Annotated in this window: 22 protein-coding genes and 1 tRNA gene; 13 read left to right on the top strand and 10 right to left on the bottom strand. The window is 61.5% G+C overall.

The features are described from left to right. Positions 1–212: 212 nt before the first annotated feature. Both AB0O81_RS01040 and AB0O81_RS01035 read left to right on the top strand, forming a co-directional pair. Positions 213–905, top strand: coding sequence for an NTP transferase domain-containing protein (locus tag AB0O81_RS01040; protein ID WP_363580339.1), 693 nt, complete (start codon positions 213–215; stop codon positions 903–905). Between the two features lie 54 nt (positions 906–959). Continuing rightward, positions 960–1,907 (top strand): hypothetical protein, encoded by a 948-nt coding sequence (locus AB0O81_RS01035; protein WP_363580337.1) that lies wholly within the window; start codon positions 960–962, stop codon positions 1,905–1,907. Between the two features lie 21 nt (positions 1,908–1,928). Here AB0O81_RS01035 and AB0O81_RS01030 read toward each other — a convergent pair whose 3' ends face one another. Continuing rightward, the gene (locus tag AB0O81_RS01030) at positions 1,929–3,227 is read right to left on the bottom strand and encodes a CDP-glycerol glycerophosphotransferase family protein (protein ID WP_363580335.1); all 1,299 of its coding nucleotides are present in this window, start codon (positions 3,225–3,227) and stop codon (positions 1,929–1,931) included. Positions 3,228–3,268: 41 nt separating this feature from the next. Here AB0O81_RS01030 and AB0O81_RS01025 point away from each other — a divergent pair, with 41 nt between their 5' ends. Beyond that, the gene (locus tag AB0O81_RS01025; protein WP_363580333.1) at positions 3,269–4,363 is read left to right on the top strand and encodes a glycosyltransferase family 2 protein; all 1,095 of its coding nucleotides are present in this window, start codon (positions 3,269–3,271) and stop codon (positions 4,361–4,363) included. Positions 4,364–4,373: 10 nt separating this feature from the next. On the opposite strand, the gene AB0O81_RS01020 is transcribed toward AB0O81_RS01025, so the two are convergent. From AB0O81_RS01020 to AB0O81_RS01010, 3 genes are read right to left on the bottom strand one after another with little or no spacing between them, the layout of a single operon-like run. After that, positions 4,374–5,822, bottom strand: coding sequence for a CDP-glycerol glycerophosphotransferase family protein (locus tag AB0O81_RS01020; protein ID WP_363580331.1), 1,449 nt, complete (start codon positions 5,820–5,822; stop codon positions 4,374–4,376). Further along, entirely contained in the window at positions 5,819–7,105 is a 1,287-nt protein-coding gene (locus AB0O81_RS01015) for a CDP-glycerol glycerophosphotransferase family protein (RefSeq protein WP_363580329.1), read from the bottom strand. Before AB0O81_RS01015 ends, AB0O81_RS01020 begins: the two co-directional genes overlap by 4 nt. Before the next feature lie 37 nt (positions 7,106–7,142). Beyond that, on the bottom strand, positions 7,143–8,783 hold the full coding sequence (locus tag AB0O81_RS01010; protein ID WP_363580327.1) for a trypsin-like peptidase domain-containing protein: 1,641 nt from the start codon (positions 8,781–8,783) through the stop codon (positions 7,143–7,145). A 114-nt stretch (positions 8,784–8,897) separates the two neighbouring features. Here AB0O81_RS01010 and AB0O81_RS01005 point away from each other — a divergent pair, with 114 nt between their 5' ends. Continuing rightward, positions 8,898–10,097, top strand: coding sequence for an aminotransferase class I/II-fold pyridoxal phosphate-dependent enzyme (locus AB0O81_RS01005; protein WP_363580325.1), 1,200 nt, complete (start codon positions 8,898–8,900; stop codon positions 10,095–10,097). Positions 10,098–10,100: 3 nt separating this feature from the next. Here the strand turns inward: AB0O81_RS01005 and AB0O81_RS01000 are convergent, their stop codons facing one another. Next, the gene (locus AB0O81_RS01000; RefSeq protein WP_363580323.1) at positions 10,101–10,922 is read right to left on the bottom strand and encodes a carbon-nitrogen hydrolase family protein; all 822 of its coding nucleotides are present in this window, start codon (positions 10,920–10,922) and stop codon (positions 10,101–10,103) included. A gap of 101 nt (positions 10,923–11,023) precedes the next feature. On the opposite strand from AB0O81_RS01000, the gene AB0O81_RS00995 reads away from it, so the two are divergent. Then, positions 11,024–11,097, top strand: a tRNA-Met gene (locus tag AB0O81_RS00995). A 46-nt stretch (positions 11,098–11,143) separates the two neighbouring features. Here AB0O81_RS00995 and AB0O81_RS00990 read toward each other — a convergent pair. Next, entirely contained in the window at positions 11,144–11,614 is a 471-nt protein-coding gene (locus AB0O81_RS00990) for a MarR family transcriptional regulator (protein ID WP_363580321.1), read from the bottom strand. 73 nt (positions 11,615–11,687) lie between these two features. Between AB0O81_RS00990 and idi the strand changes: the two genes are divergently transcribed. Genes idi through AB0O81_RS00955 form a run of 7 tightly spaced genes read left to right on the top strand, consistent with a single transcriptional unit; the run spans position 11,688 to position 17,315 of the window. Next, positions 11,688–12,251 (top strand): isopentenyl-diphosphate Delta-isomerase, encoded by a 564-nt coding sequence (gene idi / locus AB0O81_RS00985; RefSeq protein ID WP_363580319.1) that lies wholly within the window; start codon positions 11,688–11,690, stop codon positions 12,249–12,251. Next, entirely contained in the window at positions 12,248–13,303 is a 1,056-nt protein-coding gene (locus AB0O81_RS00980; RefSeq protein WP_363580317.1) for a polyprenyl synthetase family protein, read from the top strand. Before idi ends, AB0O81_RS00980 begins: the two co-directional genes overlap by 4 nt. After that, positions 13,300–14,181: a phytoene/squalene synthase family protein gene (locus AB0O81_RS00975; RefSeq protein WP_363580315.1), complete on the top strand. Its 882-nt coding sequence runs from the start codon at positions 13,300–13,302 to the stop codon at positions 14,179–14,181. Before AB0O81_RS00980 ends, AB0O81_RS00975 begins: the two co-directional genes overlap by 4 nt. Then, entirely contained in the window at positions 14,178–15,749 is a 1,572-nt protein-coding gene (gene crtI / locus AB0O81_RS00970) for a phytoene desaturase family protein (RefSeq protein ID WP_363580313.1), read from the top strand. The genes AB0O81_RS00975 and crtI overlap by 4 nt, the downstream gene beginning before the upstream one ends. A gap of 2 nt (positions 15,750–15,751) precedes the next feature. Further along, entirely contained in the window at positions 15,752–16,111 is a 360-nt protein-coding gene (locus AB0O81_RS00965) for a lycopene cyclase domain-containing protein (protein ID WP_363580311.1), read from the top strand. Then, positions 16,108–16,425 carry a lycopene cyclase domain-containing protein gene (locus AB0O81_RS00960; protein ID WP_363580309.1) on the top strand — a complete coding sequence of 106 codons (318 nt, stop codon included), beginning with the start codon at positions 16,108–16,110 and terminating at the stop codon, positions 16,423–16,425. The genes AB0O81_RS00965 and AB0O81_RS00960 overlap by 4 nt, the downstream gene beginning before the upstream one ends. Further along, on the top strand, positions 16,422–17,315 hold the full coding sequence (locus AB0O81_RS00955) for a prenyltransferase (protein WP_363580307.1): 894 nt from the start codon (positions 16,422–16,424) through the stop codon (positions 17,313–17,315). Before AB0O81_RS00960 ends, AB0O81_RS00955 begins: the two co-directional genes overlap by 4 nt. Before the next feature lie 51 nt (positions 17,316–17,366). Here AB0O81_RS00955 and AB0O81_RS00950 read toward each other — a convergent pair whose 3' ends face one another. Then, positions 17,367–20,288, bottom strand: a complete 2,922-nt coding sequence (locus tag AB0O81_RS00950) for a UPF0182 family protein (RefSeq protein ID WP_363580305.1) — start codon at positions 20,286–20,288, stop codon at positions 17,367–17,369. A 68-nt stretch (positions 20,289–20,356) separates the two neighbouring features. Beyond that, complete coding sequence (locus AB0O81_RS00945) at positions 20,357–21,424, bottom strand: S16 family serine protease (protein ID WP_363580871.1); 1,068 nt, start codon at positions 21,422–21,424, stop codon at positions 20,357–20,359. A gap of 223 nt (positions 21,425–21,647) precedes the next feature. Here AB0O81_RS00945 and AB0O81_RS00940 point away from each other — a divergent pair, with 223 nt between their 5' ends. After that, positions 21,648–23,021, top strand: a complete 1,374-nt coding sequence (locus AB0O81_RS00940; RefSeq protein WP_363580869.1) for a zinc-dependent metalloprotease — start codon at positions 21,648–21,650, stop codon at positions 23,019–23,021. Positions 23,022–23,780: 759 nt separating this feature from the next. On the opposite strand, the gene AB0O81_RS00935 is transcribed toward AB0O81_RS00940, so the two are convergent. Next, positions 23,781–25,556: an ATP-dependent helicase gene (locus AB0O81_RS00935; RefSeq protein ID WP_363580304.1), complete on the bottom strand. Its 1,776-nt coding sequence runs from the start codon at positions 25,554–25,556 to the stop codon at positions 23,781–23,783. After that, positions 25,553–26,467, bottom strand: coding sequence for an NAD(+) diphosphatase (gene nudC / locus AB0O81_RS00930; protein ID WP_363580302.1), 915 nt, complete (start codon positions 26,465–26,467; stop codon positions 25,553–25,555). The genes AB0O81_RS00935 and nudC overlap by 4 nt, the downstream gene beginning before the upstream one ends. Position 26,468 lies beyond the last annotated feature (1 nt).

Raw genomic sequence — 26,468 nt, 5'->3', positions numbered from 1 at the left:
CGGCAGTGAGGCTGTCACCAATCAAACCTACCAAGCGAAACACCAACCCCGGTACGCATGACCTGGTAAAACGCCCAACCACTAAAGTCACGAATTCGCAACAGCCAGCCAAAACTCTGCACACTCACAGACGCCATCGCTAGCATGAAATTGGCACGAAGGGGTGTCCTGTCGGTTAACCGACAATGAATCGCCACTTTCAGGAGCAGACTTTGACCCTTCAGACCGTAATCCTCGCCGCTGGCATGGGTTCGCGACTTGGCCGTTCGTTGCCCAAGCCCCTTACCCAACTCAGCGATGGACGCAGCATTATGCGCCAGCAGCATGACAACATCCGTGCTGCTTTCGGCAAGACCGCGAAGATCACCACTGTTGTCGGCTATCGCGCAGAGACGATCGTTGAAGCCTTCCCCAATGCTGATTACGTCTACAACGACCGCTACGACCAGACCAACACTTCTAAGAGCCTGTTGCGTGCACTTTCGAAAACCGGACGCAGTGGCGTGCTGTGGATGAACGGTGACGTCGTGTTCGACCCGCGAGTTCTCGGACGCGCAATCGACCTGATCGAACGTGATCAGTCGTTCGTGACGGTGAACACCTCCAAGGTGAGCGACGAAGAAGTCAAGTACACCGTCACCGCCGAGGGGCACATCAACGAACTGTCAAAGACCGTCAAGGGCGGCATTGGCGAAGCAGTCGGCATCAACTACATCTCCAGCCGTGACAAGCGGGCATTCATGCACCATCTGACACGCGTCGATGACCAGGATTACTTCGAGCGAGGCCTCGAACTGGCAATCGCCGAAGACGGTATTTTGATTGAACCGCTCGACATCTCAGACTTGTACGCCGTTGAGGTCGACTTCGCCGAAGACCTCGAGCGAGCAAACCTCTTCGTCTGATCCACGCCGCACACTTAAGGCAATCTTCAGGGTAGACATGGTTTGATCGCCTCGATGGCTGAGCAGGTGCACCGCATTCACTCGTTGCCTGGCGACGCGCCTTGGCAGGGAGGGCTCCCGCCTGTCGGTTCTCCCGAGCATCCCCGCACGATACGGATGCTCGACACTGTGCTGTCGTTGCAGCGACCGCTCGTGCTCGCCCATCTTCGCAGCATCAGGTTGCGCCACCCCGACGCAACGCCAGCCGAGATCGTGCGTGTGCTTGAGCGCCGCTACCTCTCCGCTGTCACGAGCGGCGGTGCTGCTGTCGGAGCAACAGCAGTGGTGCCCGGCATCGGCACCGGCGTAACCCTTGCGCTCAGCGGCGTCGAAACGGTCGCTTTTCTCGAGGCCACCACACTCTTTGCACAGTCGGTCACGGAGGTGCATGGCATTCCGGTCGCAGACCCAGATCGTGCCCGCGCGCTTGTGCTCACCCTGATGCTCGGCAAAGAAGGCATCGACTTGGTCGGCCAACTCGCGAGACAGGCAAGCGGCCGAGGCCCTGGCCGTGACAAGTACTGGGGCGAAGTCGTCACGAAAAGTCTGCCGCGAGCGGCCGTGGGACCACTCGTCGACAAGCTGAAGACGACATTCATTCGGCAGTTCGCCGCACGCGCAGGTGCGTCGTGGATCGGCAAGGCGTTGCCGTTCGGGGTCGGCGCCGTGATCGGCGGCGCGGGCAACAACATTCTCGGCCGCCGTGTGCTGGTGAACTCCCGACGCGCGTTCGGCGTTACGCCCGAAGTGCTTCCCGAGGAGCTTGAGCCGCGGCCCGGCAGTCTCAGAGTGGAACGAATCGCCACTGGTGGCATTCGTCGCGCCGGTGGGGCCGTGGTCGGCGGCGTCGCGAAGAGCGCCGCAGCGATTGGCAACTCCGCGCGACGTCTTCCAAAGGTCCGACGTGCGCGCATCGACGATGGCGCGCACCACACGAGCTCCGGACAGCCCCAGACAGACTGAACAACGCAGACGGCCGGAGGTTCAGGAGCCGAGGAAAACTTCGTCGTCGCCAGCACCTTCGTCTTCGACGTCGATCAGATTCTCGTCTTCGTCAGCGTCCCCGGAGTGCCATCGCCCCCATTGATCCATCAGCTGCCCCACGGCACTCCCGAATCGCCGCGTAGCGGCTCCTGGCGCCGTGTCACCGAAATAGTGAGCTACCCATTGGTGTAGCTTTGCTCTGGCTTCATCATCGGCCATGACCCTTGACGACTGAGACACGATGTCTGCGGCGTCGTCAGCATCCAGCCACTCGCACGCCGACAGATAGCCATGAGTGTCGATTGCCGCCGCGGGGTCGGTGGGTCTCGCGATCAATAACGGTTTGTCTGCCGCCAGCCTGTCGTAGACCATCGCTGAAATATCAACAACCGCAACGTCGGCCGCCGCAAGTTGCCAGCCAAGCTCGGGGCCCTCGTCGAATACGTGCTGGGCCGCGGGATCTGCGGCATTGGCTGCCGCGATCGCCGCGATGATTCGCGCGTTCGCCGATCCGTACGCGGCATTTACCACTCCGGATCGCGGATGAGGACGATAGATCACACGGTGGTTCGGGCTTGCGAGCAACGCGCCAACAAGAGCCTCACCGTGAGTAGCGATAGACCCATAGTGCGCAGAGGGGCGATCCCCCTCCCAGGTCGGTGCATACAGCACGACCGTGCGAGCATCTGGCGTGTACGGCAAAGCGCCTGAATAGTGATCAGCCTGGGGCCGGCCGATCGCGATCGCACGCTTGTCGAAGTCGTAGTCCCAAAGCACCCGGCTAAGCCGCTCGCGCGCGGCATCGCCCGCGATGAAGGAATAGTCGTAGGCCTTGTACTGATTTGTGGTCATGTACATCTTGTCTGATTCGCCATGGTTGATGAAGACATGCCAACGTCGTCCATACCGGAACATCTGAAAGTTGCGAGTGTTCTGGTTGACATACAACACCACGCGAATGTCTTGCTCAGAGATGAACTTTTCAAGGTCGCGCACAGTCGGCACGAATGCCACGGGTGGCGCACCGGCGTCTGCAAGCATTGCCTGCGCACCAGTAGCCGAACGGCTGAGCACAACCACCGGCCAGTTCGCCTCCAAATCCGCGAGTGGCTTGTACCACTGGCGAATCTGATACATGTTCACAGCACCATCGGCAAAGTACACCGCCACCCGATAGTGCGACCGCGGATGAGCTGGTCGTGACGCGAGCGTGCGACGGACATCAATTACCGCTGCTCGAGATGACACTGCCTTCCCGACCAGTGAAAGTGCTTTCTTGCCATCCGAGACGATACCCACGCCTTCAGCCTACCTAGCCCTGCTCATGACATGATCGACGCGTGCATGTCGAGCAGCCCGGTCGCAAAGACCCCCCGAGACCGCCGTCCGGCGCGGGGGTGACTTTTGTGATGCCGGTGCTCAATGAGCGCGACTACCTTGAGCGCGCTGTTGCCACCGTGCTCGCTCAGCGCATCGATGAGCCCTTGGAGCTGATCCTCGCCCTTGGCCCCTCCACCGATGGCACGACTGAATTGGCATATGACATCGCGAGAAGCGACGACCGTGTGCGCGTCGTCGACAACCCAGCAGCTGACATACCCGTCGGGTTGAACCTCGCGATCAAAGCAGGACGCTATCCAACGATCATTCGTGTAGACGCGCACTCCGAGCTTCAAGAAGGCTACGCAATGCGTGCGCTGGCGACACTCGAGCGCGTTCGTGCCGCCAATGTCGGTGGCGTGATGCGCGCCGACGGTCGCACACCGTTTCAACGAGCGGTCGCGCGCGCGTACAACTCCCCCATCGGTTTGGGCGGCGGGGCTTATCACGGAGGCACCCAAGAGGGCGAAGCAGAATCTGCCTATCTCGGCGTGATGCGCCGATCCGTACTCGAAGAAGTTGGCCTGTTCGACGAGACGATCCGCCGCGGCGAAGATTGGGAACTCAACCTTCGCATTCGTCGAGCTGGCTACCGTGTCTGGTTTGATCCGAGCCTCTCGGTCACCTACTGGCCGCGTGAAAGCTGGGTACAGCTCGCACGCCAGTTCACAGCAACCGGACGGTGGCGCGGGGAACTCGTCCGCCGTTTCGGACGCGGCAATTCGCTGCGCTTTTTTGCACCGCCGCTCCTCGTCATCTCACTTCTGCTGGCGATCATCGTCGCGGCGCTGCAGTTGACCAGTGTGCTCGCGGGATGGTGGTCACTCGCAGCATCCCTCATCTATCTGCCGGCCCTCGTATATGCCCTCGTCATCATCGTCGTGTCGATCGGTCCAGGCGGCGGCAAAGGCTGGCGTGACAAGGTGTGGACGGCCGCGGTACTTCCCACAATGCACCTGTCGTGGGGCTATGGGTTCTTGGTCGGAATGCTACGCGGCGCCCATGACACGGTCGACACGTCCCGCCTCGGCACACGCAATACTCCCCTGCCGTAGACGCGTCGACTCAGTCGGACACCGGTCTGATCAAGTTCTGGTCAAGCATTCGAGACACAACACGCTCGGCGGCATGTCCGTCATCCCGCGAGTTGAATTTGGTCCGCCAGCGCTCGTACTTAGAAGCGAACGCCGCCGTATTCTTCTCGCGGATTGCCGCAATCAGCGCGGCTTCTGTGCTCACCACAGGGCCTGGGGCATGATCGGCGAGATCGAAGTAGAAGCCTCGCAACTCCCCTCGATAATGCTCCATGTCTGGCACAAAGAAGTACAGCGGCTTTCCGGTCGCCGAATAATCGAACATGACCGAGGAGTAGTCGGTGATGAGAGCGTCGGCTGCCAGCAGAAGCTGAGCAGTGTCAGGGAACGTCGTGACGTCGATGACACGCGACCCCTCAGCGTCTCGCCCTGGCCTCAGAGTGCGCGAATGCCCACGCACGAGCACAACCGAGTCCGTCGCTGCAGCTAGTACTGCGGGATCGATGTAATCGACAATCTCGTCACGGTCATCACGCCACGTGGGTGCGTAGAGCAGCACATTTTCGGTTGGTTCGATCCCGAGCAGAGCACGAGTGTGCGCTCCGTCTCCCGTAATAAGGACGTCGTTGCGCGGATGCCCTTCGACCCAGATAGGTCGACGTAGGAACGCGTACGCCTTACCCATGATGCGTTCGGCATAGGTGTTCTGGGCAAGCAAGACGTTCCAACGCCACGACTCACGTAGGACGGCGATTGCGCGGCGAGGATCAAAGCCTGGGCGGTGAAGCGCCAGCCGCTTAAGCGGGGTGCCATGCCAGGTTTGCAAAACTGCTTGCCCGGCACGGCGAACAAACCGGCGCCGCAGCCAATCGTTCACCACGAGCAGTCGAGCAGATCCACGCGCCCGCCACCAGTCAGGACTGCTCTCCACCACGGGGATCGCGCCTTCGGGAACAGCAACGGACAGATCCACGACGCTCCAATAGCGCGTCAGCCCGGGGGCACGGCGAACAAGCTCTCGGTCGATCGCGAGTGGGTTGCAGCTCGCGTTTCGCCCGTAGAAGCTCTCGAAGAACACCGCGTTCTCAAAGTGCGCAGGGCGTGTCGCGTAGCGCCTTTCCAGCGCATCCTGGCCCTCGCCGGAGTCATAGGCGGGATCAATTGGCGGACCCACATGGAGCACCCCCGCTGAGAATTCGGCACGCAAGCTACCTAGCTGAGTGAGCGGCAACGCGAGAGGTGTTTCAATCTTCGGAGAGGCGTGAAGGCGATACTCACCCGCTGGCAAAGGCAGCACCGGTCCACCCCACCGGGATGCGACGAGCGGCACCACCGCTGACCACGCGTCGTCACTCGCGACAATCGTCGCGTTCACCCGTGCTCGCGCGCCGATGAGCTCGATTGACTCAGGAGCCAGACCGACCCCGGCGAGCACCAGCGCAACATCATCGTCGCCGGAGGTGAAACTGGCCTGCGTCATCGGGAACCTTTCGGACTCTCGTCTTTAGTGGACGGCGCCAACCGCGCGGCCGCCAGGATCGCACGGTACACCCGGTCGGTGTTGCGACCGTCATCGTACAAGTGAACTCTGTCGCTGAGTCTCTGTGCCAGCTCGAGTCGACGATCATGCTCACCAGCGTCGCTGAGGAGCAAATCAAGCTGCGCGATGACTGCCGTCCACGTCGTTGCCCAGTTGTCGCCCGCCACGTCACGATACCGGCCGTAGAACCCACGTCGATCTTCGTACTCTTCAAGATCGGGGGCGAAGAACAGCGTGGGCATCGGAACGAGCGATGCATCATAGGCAAGCGACGAATAGTCAGTAATTAACGCGTCGAGGCCCGGGAGCAAGGGCGTGACATCCACGACGCTGTCTGCTCCAAGGCTTCGCACCCTGCCCGTCGAGAAGCCGGGCGCGTAGTCGCCTGCGCCCAACGGATGGGAACGCACCAGCAGGATCGCATCTCGCTGTTTGAGCACGGTATCAATCCGTTGCCAGTCGTCGGAGCTGGGGAGGGCCGGGTCGACCGCACCGTCGCGCCACGTCGGCGCGTAGAGCACCAGGCTGGCGCCGTCCACTGCGCCGACGACTGACTCGATCTGATCGATCGCCCGCTTCCGCCGCTGCGCTCGCGTGCCTCGTGAAAGCACATCAACCCTCGGCTCTCCCGTCACGGGCACAGCTGAGTCTCGCAATGAGAATGCAGACTCCAATCGCCCTCGCACCAGATGCGAGGCCGCAGGAATCAAGTCGATACGGGCCGTCGCGCGCCGGTACATGAACGAGATCAACACCCCAGCCAATGCGGCCCCCGGCAATTTGCTCACCGTGCTGGGAAGCCGCGTGGTCTCAGCGGAGTCGATGCCGATTCTTTTCAGCGGAATGCCGTGCCAAAGCTGCACGACAAATGCTCCAGAAACCCCATAGCGATTGACGTCACCAAAGCCGTGGGTCACCACGACAACTCTCGCGCGAGCAGTGCGCCAAAAGCCCTTCGCTGAGTGCTTGGTAACGGCGGGAATGCCACGCGCGCGGGCATCTGCGGCATGGGCGTCGGAGCCTACGAGCCAAACGGCCTTCTGATGGTCAGCAGCGGCGACGTCCCAGACTTCAAGGGCGCCGTCGGCGATTCCCACTCCACACCCAAAAACCCATTCATCGCGCGAACGCGGAATCAGTGCGGTGGCAACTCGACCCACGGCGTACAGCGGAATGGTGAGAAGCTTTCGGGCATTTCCCGCACCGAACGAGAAGGACGCCACTCCGCGAGCCTATCGCGGAGTGGCGTCCTTCTGCAGATCAGACCGGCAACTCTCCCAGAGTCACGGTGGCCTGCCCTGTCTGGCCATCCCGCACATAGGTGACCGTTGCTTCGCTGCCAGCGGCAGCCGCACGCACCTGCGCCGTGAGGTCGACCGAATCGGTGATGGGAACCCCATTGAATCCGGTGACGATGTCTCCTGACTGCAAGCCGCCCGCGGCAGCCGCACCGCCTTCAACAACCTCATCGATGTATGCCCCGGTTATCGTGGCGCCTTCCACCAAAGAAGCTGACAGTACATTTGCACCCAGCAGTCCGTGGGTTGCTGAACCGTTGGCAATGATCTCGCTTGATACCCGCTCGACGACATCCGAAGGAATCGAGAAGCCCACGCCGATCGATCCGGCAGTGCTAGACGAGCTTCCGGCCGAGGCGATAGCCACGTTGATGCCGATCAGGTTGCCCTCTGAGTCCACGAGCGCGCCGCCGGAGTTTCCAGGGTTGATAGCTGCGTCTGTCTGGATGACGGCAATCTTGATGGTCTCGCTCGTCTGCTGCTGGGTCTCGCCCTCGCCGAAATCGAAGAAGAACGGGCTGTCTTGTTCGCCCTGTTGCTCATCTTCGGAGTCACCTTGGGTGCCGCCTCGGCCGCTGCCGTCCGTCTCGTCCGATCCCGAGGTGTCGGGCGCAGCTGACGATGCGATCTCGATTGATCGATTCAGTGCGCTGACGATTCCTTCGGTAACCGTGTTCGATAGGCCGAGAGGCGCACCTACAGCAACAGTTACGTCGCCGACATTGAGGTCAGATGATGAGCCGAACTCGATGGGAGTGAGATCGCTGGCACCCACGAGCTTGATCACCGCGAGGTCGTATGTCGGGTCGGTTCCGACGATCTCAGCATCGAAGACCCGGCCGTCTGAGGTCGTGACACTGATCGTCGCATCCGCGGTCGCACCGTCGAGCGTGACCACATGGGTGTTCGTCACGACGTAGCCGTCTTCGCTCAGCACGACGCCCGAACCGGTTCCGCCACCGCTCGAACTCGAAGCAGAAATGGTGACAACGCTAGGAACGACTTTCGCGGCAATCGCGGTGGTCGCTGTTACCGAGTCTGTGTCATTGACGGTGACCGTCGAGGGACCTGCTGCCGGGATGCTGCTGCTGGGCTCGAAGAGTTGGGTTCCCGCGTATGCGGTTCCCAAGCCGGCGGCTCCGCCGACAATGGCGGCCGCGACCAAAAGGCCCACGAGCTTTCCCGCGCCGGAGGATTTCTTGGGCGCGGCTGCGGCGGGCGGCAGGCCCAGGTTGGGCGGCTGCGACGAGCCATCGATAGGCAACGTCGGGTAGGTGTCTTGCGCTGCTGTTCCGAATGCAGCTCCCGCCTGACCTGCGTATGCCGGCGGCACGGAGTGACCCTGCGGGGGTGCATAACTGCGCTGCGGAGTGACCGGCGCCTGCTGGCTGGCAGCATGGGAAGCGGCGATCGGGGGCAAGGGGGGCGTCGGAGCCGCCGGTTGCGAAGCCTGTGCAGCAGTCGCTGTGGGCTGGACAGGAACAGCTGGCACGTCAGCAACCGGCGCAGGCGTCGTCGCCTCCGTTGACATGGTCATGTCGCTCTTGGTTGCATCAGCGGCAGGGTTCTGCTCGTCAGGGGTGTTGCCCGTGTTGTCGCTCATTGCTACTCCTTCTAGGTGTAAATCCACCATGCCCAGCGATTCTGTGTGTTTTCTATGTCGTGAGTGGCAGTCCGCTATGCGTAGGGGATGAGCCTGTCGAGTAGCGTGAACACGATGAACGAGATATCTGGAGCTTGGCGCCGCACCGCAGCCGGCGCTGGGCTGATTGACGCTGATGGCGTGGCCCGTGAAACCATCTTCGCCGAGATGTCGGCACTTGCGGCCGAAACGGGCGCAATCAATCTCGGTCAAGGATTTCCTGACGAGGATCCTCCCCTCGAGGTACTGGCGGCCGCCCACACGGCGATGGCGTCGGGCGCGAACCAATACCCCCCGGGTCGGGGCATACCGCAACTGCGTGAGGCCATCGCTTCACACCAGCGACGTTTCTATGGTCTCAAGGTCGATCCTGGCTCGGAAGTTCTTGTGACCGCAGGGGCTACCGAGGCGCTCGCAGCCAGTTTGCTAGCTCTCATCCAAGGCGAAGATGACGAAGTCGTCGTCTTCGAGCCGTACTACGACTCGTATGCGGCAGTGGTCGCTCTTGCCGGGGCGCGACTGGTCACCGTGCCCCTGCGGTGGCCCTCCTTCCAACCCGATCTCGATGAGTTACGCAACGCAGTCACGGATAGAACGCGTGTGATCTTGGTCAATGATCCGCACAACCCAACCGGATCAGTCTTTGACGCTGACGTCCGTGCCGAAATCGTCCGCCTCGCCGAACTGCACGACGCTTTGATCATCACCGATGAGGTTTACGAACACCTGATCTTCGACGCCGCACATGTGCCGATTGCCACCGAGCACGGCGCTCGCGAGCGGACACTCAGCATTTCTTCCGCCGGTAAGACGTTCTCTGCCACGGGTTGGAAAGTCGGGTGGATCTGCGGCCCGGCCGCGTTGATTGATGCGGTGATGGCGGTCAAGCAGTACCTCACCTACTCGAACGGTGCACCATTTCAGCCCGCGATCGCGGTGGGGCTGAATCTTCCTGACGCGTACTTCGCCGGGATTCGACAATCACTGCGCCAAAAGCGTGACCTTCTCGGAGCTGGTCTAGCCAAGGCCGGATTTGAAGTCTCGGCTCCTGCTGGCTCTTACTTTACGGTGGCGGATGTTGCTGCCCTGGGAGTCACCGACGGAGCAGCGTTCTGTCGAGAGTTGCCAGACCGCGCTGGCGTCGTTGCCATTCCGCTGACCGCGTTCGCCACCTCGGCACGCAACCACGAGTACCGCACGCTCATTCGTTTTGCCGCGTGTAAACGGCTTGACGTGATTGAGACTGCCACCCAACGTCTCGCTGAGGCGTTCTGACAATCAGGTCAGTGGATGCACCGTGTAGCGCCGCAAGGCGAGAGCGGGGTTCACGCGGCGCACCCGTTCGATCGCACCACGATCGAGATGAGCCACGGCTACGCCGGTAGAGATGCCTGCCGCGGCTATCTCGACACCCTGCGGATCCACGATCATTGAGTGGCCGACACCTAGCGGCGGCGGATGATCGGAAGCCGCGACAAAGATCGTGTTCTCGATTGCGCGCGCGTGCAACAAGGTGCGCCAGTGTTGTTCTTTCAGAGGACCTCGCACCCACTCGGCAGGCACCAACACGAGCTCGGCTCCAGCATCAACGAGAGTACGGGCGACTTCGGGAAATCTCAGGTCGTAGCAAGTCATCAGAGCACAAGGAAATCCCGAGACGTCGAACACCTGAGGCGTCTCGATATCACCACGTTCGATCCAGTCCGATTCTCGCTGACCGAACGCGTCGTAAAGGTGAAGTTTTCGGTAGCGCGCCAAGATGCCACGCTCGTTCACCGCTACAACGGTGTTATGCACGTGCCCGTCGTCTGAGGCACGTTCTACCAGCCCCGCCGCAATAGTGATCCCGTATCGCTCAGCCATGCCGATCAACGCGCTGGTGAAGGGACCATCGATCGCTTCTGCATTGGCAGCGAGCGACTCGTCGAATGGGTCGATGAAATAGCTGGAGTACTCGGGGAAGAGCACCAACTCGGCGCCGCGTGAGACGGCGTCCTCCACGAGGACGGCGATGGCAGAAAGGTTTTCACCTCGATCTGCGGTGGGCGAAAACTGTGCCACGGCAACGGCGAGCGACGGCGTCAAGGGGCTGTGGGACATATCGCCATCCTCCCGGCTGCGCTGAGGATCAGCAAGTGACCGACAGCTACCTGCCTCGTTTAGACGCGTCTCGAATTCCGTGATAGAGTCACTTCTTGTGCCGCGGGGTGGAGCAGTTCGGTAGCTCGCTGGGCTCATAACCCAGAGGTCGCAGGTTCAAATCCTGTCCCCGCAACAAAAAGAAGAAGGCGTCCCGTCACGGGGCGCCTTTTTCGTTGCCCTCAGGCTGGATCGATCGCCTCGCTCAGCTCGAGCATAAAACGGCTTACGACCTCGAGTTCTTCGTCGGAGTACGGATGAGAAACCTGTCGCATTGCCCGAAGATAGTCACCGAAATGTGTGAAGAACTCCTGGCGGGAGAGATCGGTCAGTTCGACCACACGCGAGCGCCGATCGCTCGGATGCGGCTGGCGCGTAACGTACCCAGATGCCACGAGGCGATCCAGCAGCTTGGTCGTTGACGCCGTCGAAATTCGCAAATGTTCCGCAATGTCGTGAGGACTGACGGTCTGCTTTCGCTGCTCGCGCATAATCAGCATTCGAAGGGTTGCGAGGTCGGTGATGTTCATATCCATGTCGCCCTTCATGCCGCCATGCATGCGGTCCATGGCATCACTGAGTGCCCTGATCGCGTGCAATGTGCGCATCACGACGACGTCGCGATCAGACGCAGGTATCCAGCGTTCGGACATGTGGACAGGTCACCTAGTTCCCTTGTACGATCAAGTTCACTAGATAAACTAGCAAATTACCGTGGAGGACGGAATGACCGATGTTGATCACGTAGTACTCCTCGACGCCCAAGGGCGACAAATCGGCACCGCGCTGAAAAGCAGCGTTCACGGCACAGACACCGCCCTGCATCTGGCCTTCTCTTGTCACGTCCTGAACGCAAATGGACAGCTGCTGGTCACCCGGCGAGCACTGGGAAAGAAAGCTTGGCCTGGAGTGTGGACAAACTCGTTCTGCGGGCACCCCCGGCCCGCAGAGCCCGTGCTCTCGGGCGTTCACCGGCATGCGGAAAATGAACTCGGGCTTGAACTGGCCGACGTACAGCTCGCGCTGCCACTGTTTCAGTACCGTGCAACGGATGCGAACGGGATCGTTGAAAACGAATTGTGCCCCGTCTATACCGCTCGTGCCCTGAATGATCCGACACCCAACCCCAACGAAGTGCTCGAAATGCGCTGGGTTGATCCTGAAGATCTCGCATCATCGCTCGCGGCGACCCCGTGGGCATTCAGCCCATGGCTCGTGCTGCAGGCACAGCAACTGCATCTGTTCGGGAACGACCCCACCTCCACGTCGGATATCGCGCGCGCATCATGAGCATTCTCCCGCGTGATGCCAGCGTCGATGCGGCGATCGATGAATCGATATCGCGGATACTGATTCGAACCTCGTCCCTCGGATCCGGATTCGCGCTACTGGGCGGCGCGCTGTCTCGTGCGGCGTCCGGTGGCAAGCGTCTTCGGCCTGCTCTGGTCGCTGCTACGTACCGAGCGATCAGCTCACAGTCTGATCTGTCGCCAGCGGTGTGCTCGACGGCCGCCGCTTTCGAATTGCTTCATACGGCATTCGTGGTGCACGACGATGTCATCGACAACGACATCGAGCGACGCGGAGTGCCCAACGTGAGTGGCGAGTTCCGTGCTCACGCTGAAGCTCTGGGTGCGGACAGCGCCGGAGCAGCCACGCTCGGAGACGCGGCCGCCATCCTCGCTGGTGACCTGCTTCTACACGAGGCCACTCGGCTGATTGCCTTCAGCGACACCAGCGCAGAAAACCGCGAAGCTCTGTTTTCCTTACTCGACGATGCCATCTATGTGTCAGCCGCCGGCGAACTCGCCGACGTCGAAAACAGTGTGAGTACTCGCATAGACGATCCCGACGCCGTACTCACGGCCACGTTCAACAAGACCGCGGTCTATACCTTCAGCGCTCCGCTGCGTGCCGGTGCAGTGCTGGCGAAAGCGTCACCCGAAGCTTTGGAAGTGCTCGACGCCGCTGGCGGGCGATTAGGCCTCGCATTCCAACTGGTCGATGACCTCATCGGGGCGTTCGGCACCGCGGCCCAAGCGGGCCGAGAGGCAGGCGGCGACCTCAGAGAAGCCAAGCGCACTCCGCTGGTAGCACTTGCGCGTGAAAGCACCTCATGGCCACACGTGGACGAAGCGCTGAACCTCGCCTACACGGGGCCTGTTGCGGTGAGGGCCGCGCAGGTTGCGTTGGAAGCAAGCGGGGCACGAGAAGACGTGAGCGTCATGCTCAATGACGCGCTGAGCGCGGCGCGGGAACTCTCGCAGCATCCTGCGTTGAATAATGAGACAGGCGCACTTATTCGCCAGCTCGCAGACGACATCGCAAGGCGCACCCCGTGAATGAACCGATCACCACCGCTTCGGACGGTCTTGAACTCTATAACCATGTCGCCGAATCAGCTTCAGCAACTGTTATCTCTCAGTACTCCACATCGTTTGCTCTCGCGTGTCGCTTGCTGGGTCCGAGAGCACGTCACCACGTGAGAAATATCTATGCACTTGTGCGAGTCGCAGACGAAGTTGTCGACGGCCCCTGTGTTGCTGCCGGGGTGCCAGGTGAGATGACTCGGCAAATCTTGGACGAGCTCGAGGCAGATACTCTGCGAGCGGTCGAGCACGGTTTCAGCGTGAACCTCGTTGTGCATGCCTTCGCCGCCACCGCGCGCGAGTGTGGGATCAACGCGAACCTGATCACTCCGTTCTTCGCTTCGATGCGCACGGACCTTGACGTCTCGACTCACGATGCCGCGTCCCACGACGACTATGTCTACGGATCCGCAGAGGTCGTTGGGTTGATGTGCCTGCAGGTTTTCACCAACGCGGGCAAGTCTCATCCCTCTCCCCCCGCACCGCACCTTGTCGACGGCGCGCGGCGCCTGGGCGCGGCCTTTCAAGACGTCAACTTCCTCCGCGATCTTGAACACGACTCATCCGACCTCGGGCGCGACTATCTCGGCGTAGATGGGCATACCGTCAGCCGCGCAGCAGTTCTTGACCGCATTGACGGCGATCTCAGCGCCGCCGCTGCAACGATTCCGCAGCTTCCCAAAGACTGCCGACGGGCCGTAACCGCTGCCCACGATTTGTTCGCCGAGCTTTCCGCTCGCTTGCGCGCCAGCGACGGCGGGGACGAGCGCGTGAGAGTGCCCAATACCGTCAAAGCGGCGCTGGCCGGTCGCGCGTGGCTCGGCATGCCCCCAAAGGAGGTTCGCTCATGAGCGACGATCAAAACCCCGCACCACGTACGGCCGTAGTCATCGGTGGCGGCATCTCCGGCCTTGCAACAGCCGCCCTGCTTGCCGCAGAGGGTCTGTCGGTACGACTTGTCGAAGCTCTCGATGATGTCGGTGGACGAGCAGGTTCATGGGACAGCGAGGGGTTTCGATTTGATACCGGTCCCAGCTGGTATCTGATGCCTGAGGTATTCGAGCATTTTTTCACCCTTCTCGGCACCACCGCAGCTGCTGAACTTGATCTGGTCCCGCTTGATCCCGCCTACCGCGTGTACTCCGACCCTGCGACTGCGCTCAAGCCCCTCGATGTGCGTTCAGGCAGAGAGGCTGCTACTGCACTGTTTGAGAGCGTCGAGCCGGGCGCAGGCGCCCTCCTGGACGCATACCTCGATTCCTCGCAAGACGCGTACCAACTTTCTGTCTCGCAATTCCTGTATGACACGTACGAAAGCACCGCGGGTCTGCGGGACCCGGTGATTCTGCGCCGACTGCCACAGCTGACCGGGTTGCTGACCCGTTCACTGGCATCACGTGTCGAGCGCGACTTTCACGACCCACGCTTGCGGCAAATCCTTGAGTATCCGGCAGTTTTCCTTGGCGGCTCACCATATGATCTGCCGAGTCTCTATCACCTGATGAGCCACCTCGACCTCAACGAAGGTGTGCTGTATCCGCGTGGCGGGTTCATTGAGGTGATCCGCGCAATCGAGCGCCTGGCCTATGCACAGGGGGTCGACGTCCAGACGAATTCCCGCGTTTCACGCATCGCGACCGCTGGAGGCCGCGCAACTGGAGTCGTGCTTGAGAATGGCACCACAATCACGGCCGATCTGGTGGTCTCAACCGCCGACCTGCACCACTCCGAAACCGAGCTGCTGCCGCCACATCAGCAGACCTACCCTGAAAAGTGGTGGGCGAAGAAGACCCCGAGTCCAGGAGCCCTATTGCTCATGCTCGGGGTCAATGGGGAGCTCCCCGAGCTGGCCCACCACACGCTTCTTTTCGCCGACGCTTGGCGCAACAATTTCGATGACATCTTTGGTGCGAATGCCAAGATTCCTGACCCTGCCTCGCTCTACATCTGCAAGCCGAGTGCCACCGACGAAGGTGTAGCTCCTGCAGGTCACGAGAACCTCTTCGTTCTGGTTCCCATCCCCGCCGATCCTGAAATCGGTCACGGCGGCATTGACGGAGAGGGAGACGCACGTGTAGAAGCGGCAGCTGATGCGGTAATCAACCAAATCAGTGAGTGGTGCGACATTCCGGATCTGAAGGACCGCATTGTTGTTCGCCGCACAGTTGCCCCTGGAGACTTTGCCTCAAACCTCAATGCGTGGCGGGGCAACTCGCTGGGACTGGCTCACACCCTCGGACAGAGCGCGATCTTCCGCCCTCGCAATGCTTCACGCAAACTGCAAGGGCTGAGCTACGCGGGCGGATCAGCTCTTCCCGGTATCGGACTGCCGATGTGTCTAATCTCAGCCGAACTCGTCCTCAAGCGACTGCGAGGTGACCGCACCGCCGGTCCCGTCGCCGAACCCACTCGGGTCTAGCAATGCCTGGAGTGTATCTGGCGGCCATCCTGCTATCAGCGACGGGCATCGGCATCCTGGACGCGAGATTCCGCCTGGCACTATGGCGTGACGCGATCGCAACGCTGGCCGCTGTGGCAGTGGGCGTGGTTTTCTTTCTGAGCTGGGACGCCGTTGGAATTGTGACGGGCGTTTTCATCAAGGGCGAGAGCCCCTTGTTCATCGGTCTCGATCTCGCCCCGCACCTTCCACTCGAAGAGCTCTTCTTTCTCGCGTTCCTGAGTTACCTCAGCCTCGTGGTCTGGTCTGCGGCGATGCGCTGGCTCGAGCGCCCCAAAGCCAGCATCTCGGGCGAAGAACAGGGTGCAGGGGCAGAGCAATGACCTACCCGCTGATAATCGTGCCTTTTGCGGTGATCACAATTCTCGTCACGCTTCTGAGCGCCATCCGGCCGAACTTTGGCAGGCGAATGCTCGCCTCTACTCTGGCGGCTGCTTTCGTATGCGTGCTCACCGCAATCTTCGACAACCTGATGATTGCCGCCGACCTGGTGGTCTATCCCGCCGAGCACTTGAGCGGAATCTTCATCGGCCTGGCTCCCATCGAAGACTTCTCTTACTCCGTCTGCGCCGCGTTTCTTGTGCCGGCCGTGTTCGTGCTGCTGCGGCGAACCCCTGGTGAAAGGATGCCGGAATGACAGCGCCCGCTCGAATGAGCACTGCAACGGTCATCACCCAACTCTTCGTGTCATCTCGACCGGTGAGTTGGATCAACACCGCGTACCCCTTCGCCGCCGCATACCTGCTCACGACGCGCGAAATCGATCTCACATTCGTCGTGGGAACCCTGTTCTTTCTCGTGCCCTACAACCTCGCGATGTACGGGATCAACGATGTCTTCGACTACGAATCCGACCTGCGCAACCCCCGCAAGGGCGGAGCGCACGGCGCGGTGCTTGACACCCGCATGCACAGCGTCACGCTGTGGACAGCTGGATTGCTGTGTGCGCCGTTTTTGATCTACTTGGTATGGGCTGGCTCCCCCGCGTCTTGGCTCGTGCTAGCCGCCAGCATGTTCTTCGTCGTCTTCTACAGCGCACCACCGCTGCGTTTGAAAGAGCGCCCGTTCGCTGATTCCGTGACCAGCAGCATCCACTTTTTCTCACCCGCTGTATACGCCCTCGTACTGACGGGCGTGACATGGACCTGGCAACTAACAGTGGTCATCGCCGCGTTCGGACTGTGGGGCGTTGCCTCGCACGCGTTCGGCGCTGTGCAAGACGTCGTCGCCGACCGTGAAGCCGATATCTCGTCAATCGCCACAGCAAGAGGCGCACGCTGGACAGTGCGGTTCGCACTCGCATGCTACGCCGGCGCAGGTGTCTTGATGCTTGCCACCACCTGGCCTGGCCCGCTCGCAGCGCTGGCCGCCTTGCCCTACCTGGCCGCCGTGTGGCCGTATCGAAACATCACCGACGCCAACGCGCACACCGCCACTCGAGGGTGGGACCGGTTCTTGTGGATCAACCAACTTGCCGGGTTCGCCGTCACGCTGCTGCTGATTTGGTATTGGATGCTGACCGCTTAGGCAGAGATAAGAATGGCCCGGTTCTCTCGAACCGGGCCATTCTTGAATCAGCTACTGCTGCACTCCCAGACGGATAAGATCTTCGACCGCTGCCGAGAGGCGTTCGTCTGCCTCCGCGAAGGCGGTGAGATCGCCGGCTGACAGTGCAGCGTCTCGATCGAGCATCGCCTGTTGAGCGTCATCAAGCGCAGCCTGATACTCGTCGGTCAGGACGACCTCACCTGACGAATCGTCAGGCTCAGCAGTGTCAGGCTCAGGATCGACTTCGCTGCCATCGACGTCAGGCTCGGGTTGCACATCGCCGTCACCCGCGTCGGCACCCGAATCGCCTCCGAAGAGTGCGTCGAGACCCTCACTGAGGGTGTTCTCAAACGCGATGTCAGTGCCGAACGACACCAGCACCTTCTGGAGAGTCGGAAGCTTGGTCGCGCCCGAAGACTGAACGAATACCGGCTGCACATAGAGCAGTCCGCCACCTACTGGAAGCGTGAGCAGGTTGCCGTTGAGCACGTCGGACTGCCCCTGCTTCAGCAGGTTGATCTGTGACGAGACGAACGGGTCAGCGTCAAACGTGTTCTGCACTTGACCGGGACCGGGAACCGTGGTGTCGGCATCGATGACGAGCATGCGCAGCTTGCCATAGTCGTCGCCCTTTTCACCTGCCACCGCGCCAGCGTTGGAATCAACCGCGAGGTAGCCCATGAGCACGTTTCGCGCATCGCCGCTGGTCGTCGCGGGAATGAACGACGTGAACATCGAGTACGTGGGCTCCTCCTGACCGGGCATCTGCATTGTCAGGTAGTACGGCGGCTGCAGCTGAGTGTCAACCTGCGGGTCGTTCGGCGTTTCCCAACGGTTGTCGCTCTGATAGAACGAGAGAGCGTCGTCAACGTGGTAGGTGCCAAGCACACTGCGTTGCACCTTGAACAGATCCGTCGGGTAACGAACGTGGCTGATCAGATCAGCGGACATCTCGCTGATGGGCTCGATTGTTGTCGGGTAGACGTTTTGCCACGTCTGCAGAACAGGGTCTTCGTCATCCCACGCATAGAGCGTCACCGATCCGTCATACGCATCAACGGTAGCTTTCACCGAGTTGCGGATGTAATTGATGTCGTCCAATGCGAAGCTCGGCGACGGGTTCGATGAATCTGAAATCGCTGCAGCCAAGCTGACCGTTGACGAGTACGGGTAGTTCGCACTGAGGGTGTAACCGTCGACGATCCAGACGATACGACCATCGACCACACTGGGGTAAGGGTCGTTATCGAGCGTCAAGTACGGCGCAACCTTCTGCACCCGCAGGCTCGGGTCTCGGTCGTAAAGAATTTGTGAATCTTCGTTGACCGAATCCGAGAACAGAATCTGCTCTGCTTGGAATTTGAGCGCGTAGATGAGCCGGTTGAAGACTCCTCCAAGGCTCGGGCCGCCATCACCCTCAAAGGTGGTCTTGGTCTCGCCTGCACCATCTTCACCCGAAGGATAGTCAAGCTCAGCGGGCGGAGATCCCTCCGGCGCACCGACGATCGAGTACTCAGGCGAGTACTCGCCGAAGTAGACACGCGGCTGGAAGTTTTCAGAATCCGATAGGAAGCCCTGTGCGGGAATGCCGCGTTCCAGGAACACCGGGTCGCCCTCGGTCGTGCGGTCGTTGCCTTTCGCCGCGACCAGACCGTAGCCGTGGGTGTATACCGTGGCCGAGTTGAGCCAGTCAGCGGCGGTTCCGAGTTGCTCGAGGTTCAATTCACGTACCGATACGACGGTGTCCTGAGACTCTCCATCGATCTCGTAGCGGTCCACATCGAGCGGATCCTGGAACTGGTAGTAGGAACGGTACTGCTCGAGCTGGCGCACGGTCGGCGAGATGATCGACGGGTCCATGATGCGGATCTGCGCTGTCGTGGCGGCGTCTTCACGCAGTTGTCCCGCGGCAGCATCCGTCTCAGCTTTGAAGTCGGCCTTCTCTAGACCATCGACGCCGTACGCTTCCTGCGTCATGTCAACGTTGCGCTGGTAATACTCCTGCTCAAGCGTGAATCGGTTCGGCTGCACCTGGAAGGTGTTGACCACCCAGGGGTAGCCGAGTCCGATGACGAGCGAAGCGACAACGAGAAGCGCCGTTGCCACGAGCGGATAACGCCAGCGTCCGATCACGGCTGTCACGAAGAACAGAATGGCAACGATGATCGCGATGACCGCAAGAATCTCTTGGCCAGGAATGATCGCGTTGACACCTGTGTAGCCCGGCCCGGTGATGCGATCGCCAGGTTCGGTGAGCGTCTTGTAGCGGTCTAGCCACAGGCTGACAGCCTGGACAAGCAAATAAAGTCCCGCGATGATCGCTAGCTGGATGCGCGCGGCCTTCGAGATGCGCAGTTCCCGCTGACCGACTCGCACCGAGCCATAGAGATAGGCCACGAGCACCGTGACGAGCAACGAGATCATCAACACAGCCGAGATGAACGCCACAAGCGCCGAGTAGAACGGCAGGGCGAACAGATAGAAACCAGTGTCGAGGTTGAACTGCGGATCGGTTGTCGTCGTGGCGACACCGTTGAGCCAGAGCCAGGTGGTTTCCCACTGGGCGGAGGCTGCGAAGCCAGCGAAGAAGCCGAAGAACACGGGAATTCCCCACATGCCCAGGCGTCGTAGCGGTTCAACAACCTCTTGATAGCGGTCGAGTTGCGAGCTCAGCCGGGCGTAAACGGGTCGCAATCGGTAGGCGAGCTGAACAGCCAGCCATACCGGCACTGCCATGCCGACGAAGCCGATGACGAACATCAGCGCTCGCGCGATCCACTGGGTGATGAGGACGGAGTCGAAACCGAGTTGGTCGTACCACAGCCACTCGGCATAGAAGTTGGCGAACGTGAAGAACGCCACTACCAATCCGGAGAGGATCGCAAGGGAGATACCGACTACACGTCGAGAGCGGGAAGGTGTGGCCGGTGCCGGCGCTGAGGTCGTGGTCACTATGCCATCCTAAGCATTCATTGGTAACGGGAAGGTCGCGGTCGCCTGGACAACGCCCGTGACTCTCGTCACTTGCAGGTGGGGAGCGCTGCGACGTCACCGTCGCTGGTCACCGTATCGAGCGCCGTCAGTGCATCCTCCAGCGTCTCCACCGAGAACACCTGAAGTCCGTCAGGCACGTGATCAACCACTTCATCACAGTTGTCGATTGGTGCCAAGAAGTAAGACGCTCCTGCGTCGAGCGCGCCCCAGAGCTTCTGACGAATGCCCCCGATTGGCCCGACCTCACCCGCCGCAGTGATGGTGCCAGTTCCCGCCACAATCTCGCCGCCGTTGATCTCTTCGGGCGTCAGCACATCGATGATCCCCAACGCGAACATCATTCCCGCACTCGGTCCGCCGACGTTGTTGAGCTGAATGGCCACGTCGATCGGAAAGTCGTAGGTCGTGGTCAGCCTGACGCCGATCAGCCAGGTCGATTCGCCGTCGATCTCAGCCTCTGTCGGCGTGATCTCGACGCTCTGCTGCTCGCCGTCGCGCTCGATCAGAAGGGTCACCGGCCCCCCTTCCGCTGCGTTGATGACCGCGCGCAGCGATGTGGCATCGGTGACCACGGTGCCGTCACCCTCGAGAATGACGTCGCCCTCCTCAAGCACACCTTCGGCGGCCGATCCTTCAACGAACGAGTGAACCGTCAGTGCGGCTCCGACGTCGAAGCCGAGTTCGCTGAGCGCCGCCGCCGTCGCGTCTTGTTGCGAATCGACCATCATCGCTGCGCTCTCTTCGTTGCGCTCCTCCGTGGTGGTGCCCTCGGGGAAAACACTATCGATGGGCAATACCGCTTTGGTCTCGTCCGCCCATGCGAAAGCCAGCTCCACCCACGACGGTGTGCGCTCCCTGTTTCCGACCACTTGCACGGTGAGCAGGTCGAGCGCTCCGTCGGTCGGATACGTGTCTGCCCCCTCAACAGAGATCAAAGGGACTTCCTCGCCGTCGGCGGAAGTCGCCGTTCCCAGGGTGTTGTACACCGGGCCGGGGCGTTGGATCACATATGAGGTGGGTAGAAAAGTGATGACCAACAGGACCACCAGCGCAATCGCCAATGCCCAGATGCCGGCAAGGGTTGCCCGCGACATTCGTCGCCGCGGCAAGGCCAATGGCGTATCGTCCTCGTGGAACAGGGTCACTGCTGACCTCTCTCGTGCTGGTAGTTCGCGATCGGCGTAAGGAGATCGCGCTCTCAGCCGGGTAGTGCGATGGGTGCTGCGACTAGCGTAGGACCTGACGAGATCGACCAGCTGAAAGGCGACTGAAGTGGCACAGGACGGTCAGAACCCAGAAGACGATTTTCAAGAGCTCATGCGGCAGCTTCTGGGAGGTGAGGGCGGCGGTCTGAGCGCTGAGCAACTTGCACAGCTTTCGCAGATCACAGGTCAAAACGTTGACCCTGCCATGATGCAGAACATCATGGGGCACCTCCAGAGTGCTTTCGCGAGCAGTGGCGAGATCGACTGGGAGCAGACACGCCGCGGTGCGCTTCATATCGCCAACCAAGACGGACTGGCAATCACTTCGGGTCAGCGCGGCAATCTCGATCAGGCCTATGCGCTCGCCACTCTCTGGTTGAGCGAGGCGACGGCCATCTCGCAACTCGCGGCGCCACCACGAGCCATCACCCGCGGCGAGTGGGTTGAAGCCACGCTTCCGGTGTGGCAAGAACTCGCCGAACCCATGGCAACGAGCATTGCCGATGCGCTGACCACTGCTCTCAGCGATCAAGCGCCCGACGACATGCAGAACCTCGTCCAGGGCGCGGGCAAGCTCATGCGTGGAGTGGGGGGCGCGCTGTTCGCGGGCCAGCTGGGCCAAGTTGTCGGCAACCTCTCAAAAGAAGTTCTCAGTGGTGGAGATGTCGGAATTCCGCTGATGCCCGACGGGGATTCCGCCGTGCTCCCCCAGAATTTCTCCGACCTTGGCGCCTCGCTGGAGATTCCCGACGATCAAGTGGCGCTGTACATCGCGACACGCGAACTTGCACATGCCCGACTGTTCCGGCATGCACGGTGGTTGCGTCTGCACGTTATTTCGCAAGTCACTGAGTACGCCCACGGCGTGCGAGTAGATACCGACGCCCTAGAAGATCTCGCGAGCCGATTCGATCCCTCTGAGCCTGAAGAACTGCGCAGTGCGCTTGAGAGTGGGGCGCTGCTCCCCCCTCGTTCCGAGGCGCAGGACGCGGCGTTGGCGCGTTTGGAGAACCTGCTGGCCACCATCGAGGGGTGGGTCGATGTCGTGACGGCAGATGCCACGGCCCGACTGCCCGCAGCCGACAAGATCGCCGAAGCTGTGCGCCGACGTCGCGCAGTCGGTGGTCCCGCCGAACGCGCGCTGAACTCTCTGGTTGGTCTCGAACTACGCCCACGTCGCATGCGCGAAGCAGCAGCCATGTGGCGCACCGTCACCTCCGCCGTCGGCGCCGCGGGGCGCGATTCGTTGTGGGACTACCCCGATTTGATGCCTACGTCTGCAGATATCGACGATCCTGCTGCACTGGTCGCTCGGCTCGAGGCGACTGCACGTGGCGATGCGCCCGCGACAGACGACATCGATGATGCCTTCGCCCGCCTGCTTGCCGGTGACATGCCAGCTGCAGCGACTGGCGGCGAAACGACCGACGGTGGGATCGATCCTGACGATGAGCCAGGTACTCCAGACGACCATCGTCCGGTGTAACGCCCTCCTCCCCAGGTTTCTTCTCAGCGTGGATTCGTCCCCAGCACCCAAGATCTGCCGTACGCGCTAACGCTGACGGCCACAATCGGCACATGCTGATGATCGACCCCGCGTATCCGCCGCTGTGGCGCGATGAAACCACGTTGCAGTTCGGGTTGCCCGCGGTGGCGACCATTCGCGATCCGGCACCGTGGCAACAACGACTCGTCAGGGCTCTCGAACGCGGTATCGCTGAAGATGCGCTCGACCCGATGGCGAGCGTGCTCGGCGCACCGGCACACAGCGCTCGCGAGTTTGTGGCAATGATTCGTGCGGCGCTCGCGCCGTCGACCGTGCGACCTCCTGCTCGCGTTGCGCTGCTGTCGAGTGCCAGTCTCGCCCCAGACGAACTCTCGATCATGGCGTCGAATCTGCACACTTCACGCACTTACATTCACTCGGCGATGCCGGATGCGCTCCGACAAACACCCGCCGCAGACATCGTTGTCGTGATCGCTGCTCACATCGTCGACCCACGGCTGACCGCCGAACTCATGGCGTGTGATGTCGCCCATTTGCCGATCGTCCTCAGCGGTTCCGGTGCCCACGTGGGGCCGCTGATCGTTCCTGGCAAGAGTGCGTGCATGACGTGCATCGGGTTGCACCACACCGATGTCGACCCTGGTTGGCCTGTGCTCGCCGCTCAGCTCACCGCTCGTTCACTCAGGATCACGGAACTTTCTTTGCTCGCTGAAGCTGCGATGACAGCGGCACGAATGCTCAGCGATCTCCGTGCCGAAGCGGAGCCGCCGACCCAGTCCGTCGCGATTCGGGCCGACTCTGCCCAGCGACGCGTCTACTCACACCACCCTCACGCAATGTGCCAGTGCCGATCTCTTTCAGAAAGCGCGATGGCTGGCGATCCCGTGAACCTCGCGCCCATGTCAGAGCGAGAGTACGCGCGGCCCGCGTAATCCCGACGTATGCGAGCCGACGCTCTTCATCAACGTCCTCAAACGTGGTCGCATATGAAATCGGCAGCAGCCCCTCGGCGAAGCCGATCAAGTGCACGTGATCCCATTCCAAGCCTTTGGCGGCGTGGAGCGTCGCGAGCGTCACAGTGCGAAGCGAAGGCTCGTCGTTCGTTTTCGCGCGCGCGACAAGTTCGTCGGTGAACGTACGCAGGGTTGTGCCCGGGGGTGCTTCCTCAGCAAGTCGCAACAGCGATGCACGGGCCTCCCAGGTGTCCCGCAAAGCTCCCCCGGCTTCGGGCGGATCGTTTGTGAGCCCGAGGGAACGCAAGACATCACGGACGGCATCGACGAATCCATGTTGCATCGGTGCGACCGAAGCCCCGCGCAAAGCCAGCACCGCCTGTCGCACCTCGGGAAGATCGAAGAACTTCCTGCCCCCGAGAATGCTTGACGCCGTGCCGTTCTTCGCAAGCGCCGCCGCGATCTCAACCGACTGAGCGTGAGAGCGATAGAGAACCGCAATCGCTCGCGGGTCAATCCCGCTGGCGATCTGCGCGCGAATTCTGCTCGCCAGCTCGCGCGCCTCGCTCGCTTCATCGTCAAAGGACGTCACCGTGGGCATCGTCTTGGTTGACGCCACATCGCTAGATTCGTCGCCGGCGGCCGTGAGATGCAGCGCTCCGGGGCGACCCTTCATCAATTCATTCGCGACGGCCAGCACGGCAGCATCCGACCGATAGTTCGTCTCAAGACGAACGACTTTTGCGTCCTCGTGAGTCTTGTCAAAGTCGAGCAAGTAGCGCGCGTCCGCGCCGGCGAACGAGTAGATCGTCTGACTTGCATCGCCGACAACACAGATGTCTCGGCGCTCCCCCAGCCATAGCTCGAGCAATCGATTCTGCAGCGGTGACACATCCTGAAACTCGTCGACTGTGAAGTGTCGATACTGCTCCCGCACCGATCGGGCAACGTGAGGTTCAGCCTCCAGCATTCCCGCGCACGCGAGCAGCACGTCTTCGAAATCCAACTGGCGACGTTCATCTTTGAGCTTCTCGTAAGCGCGTTGCAGGTCGACCACTCGCTCGACGGACAGTCGTCCAATCCCATTGGGGTGACCAGCGGCGTACTGCTCGATGCTTCGCATTTTGACCTTGCGCCATTCGATGCCGCTGGCGACGTCGCGCAAAGTCGGGGTATCGAGATTGATGCCAATGCTGTCAGACGCGTGGGCGAGCATACGCACCTTGTTGTCAACGATGCTCGGCGCCGTGTCGCCCGCGAGAGTGGGCCAGAAGAAGTTCAATTGGGCGAGCGCGGTCGCGTGAAAGGTTCGTGCGGATACGCCTGAGACGCCCAAAGCGCGAAGTCTGCCCCTCATCTCACCGGCTGCCTTCGCCGTGAAGGTCAATGCCATCACCCGGCCCGGTGAATAGGCACCCGTATCAACACCATGGGCGATGCGATGTGTGATCACCCGCGTCTTGCCGGTGCCCGCGCCCGCCAGCACCGCCACCGGACCTCGCAGCGTCGCCGCTGCCTCCCGCTGTCGCTCATCGAGTCCGCTGAGCGCCGCCGCGGTCATGGCCCGCCCTCGCACCAGTCCCGAATCAGCGCGTGCGCGATGGATGCCCCTCCAGGCAGCAACAGCTCGCTCGTGCCGTCGAGACCCGCGCGAATCTCGTCGCGGGTGAACCACCGCACCGAGAGGATTTCCTCACCGTCAGCGAGAGCATCACTATCGTCAGCGGCTACCGCGAAGTAGCCGAGCATGAGCGAACGCGGATAGGGCCAGGGCTGTGAACCGCGGTAGGTCAACGATGCGACGCGGATACCTGATTCCTCGACGACCTCTCGATGCACAGCGGCCTCAGCGGACTCCCCTGCTTCAACGAAACCAGCGAAGCACGAGAAACGGTTGGGCTCCCACAATGCGTTGTTTCCCAGCAGGAGTCGATCCGGATCGACGGAGCTGGTCACGGCGACGATGACGGCCGGGTCCGTTCGCGGAAAGTGCTGTCGTCCGCACGATGGGCACCGACGCGACCAGCCGCCGTCGCGTACTTCGGTCTCGCCACCACAACCAGCGCAGAAAGGCGCGTCCCAAAGCCAGCGCCCCACGCTCAGCGCGGTCACGAAGGCGTCGACGTCATCGGCGTCGAGTACTCCCGCGATGCGACGCAGGCTTGCCCAGCCGCCTGGCGCGGTGAAGGGCGGTTCGCTTCCCTCCGCAAGCACTGCGGCCAGCAGCGCATCCCCGTCGGACGTGCGACCAAGAAAAGCCCACTTTGCGTCTTCGAGAGAGTCATCGCCGGCACGCCAGATGAGACGTCGGTCGCTGTCGAGCGGAGCGGTGTCTCCGAGGAGAACCAGAACACGCGTCGTAGGTGCTGCGCGCACGTCGGTGAAGTCTCCGACATGCGCACGGTCGCCCTCCGCACGAGAAAGCGTCGACATGTGCACGGGCCGAAGCCACGACGTCTCGGATGTTGTCATC

Origin of the sequence: Microbacterium sp. NPDC076911, assembly GCF_040687125.1 — a bacterium.
In the GTDB taxonomy this organism is placed as follows: Bacteria; Actinomycetota; Actinomycetes; order Actinomycetales; family Microbacteriaceae; genus Microbacterium.
The sequence above is the reverse complement of the archived record's forward strand: the minus strand, read 5'-3'. Positions and strand labels throughout refer to the sequence as shown.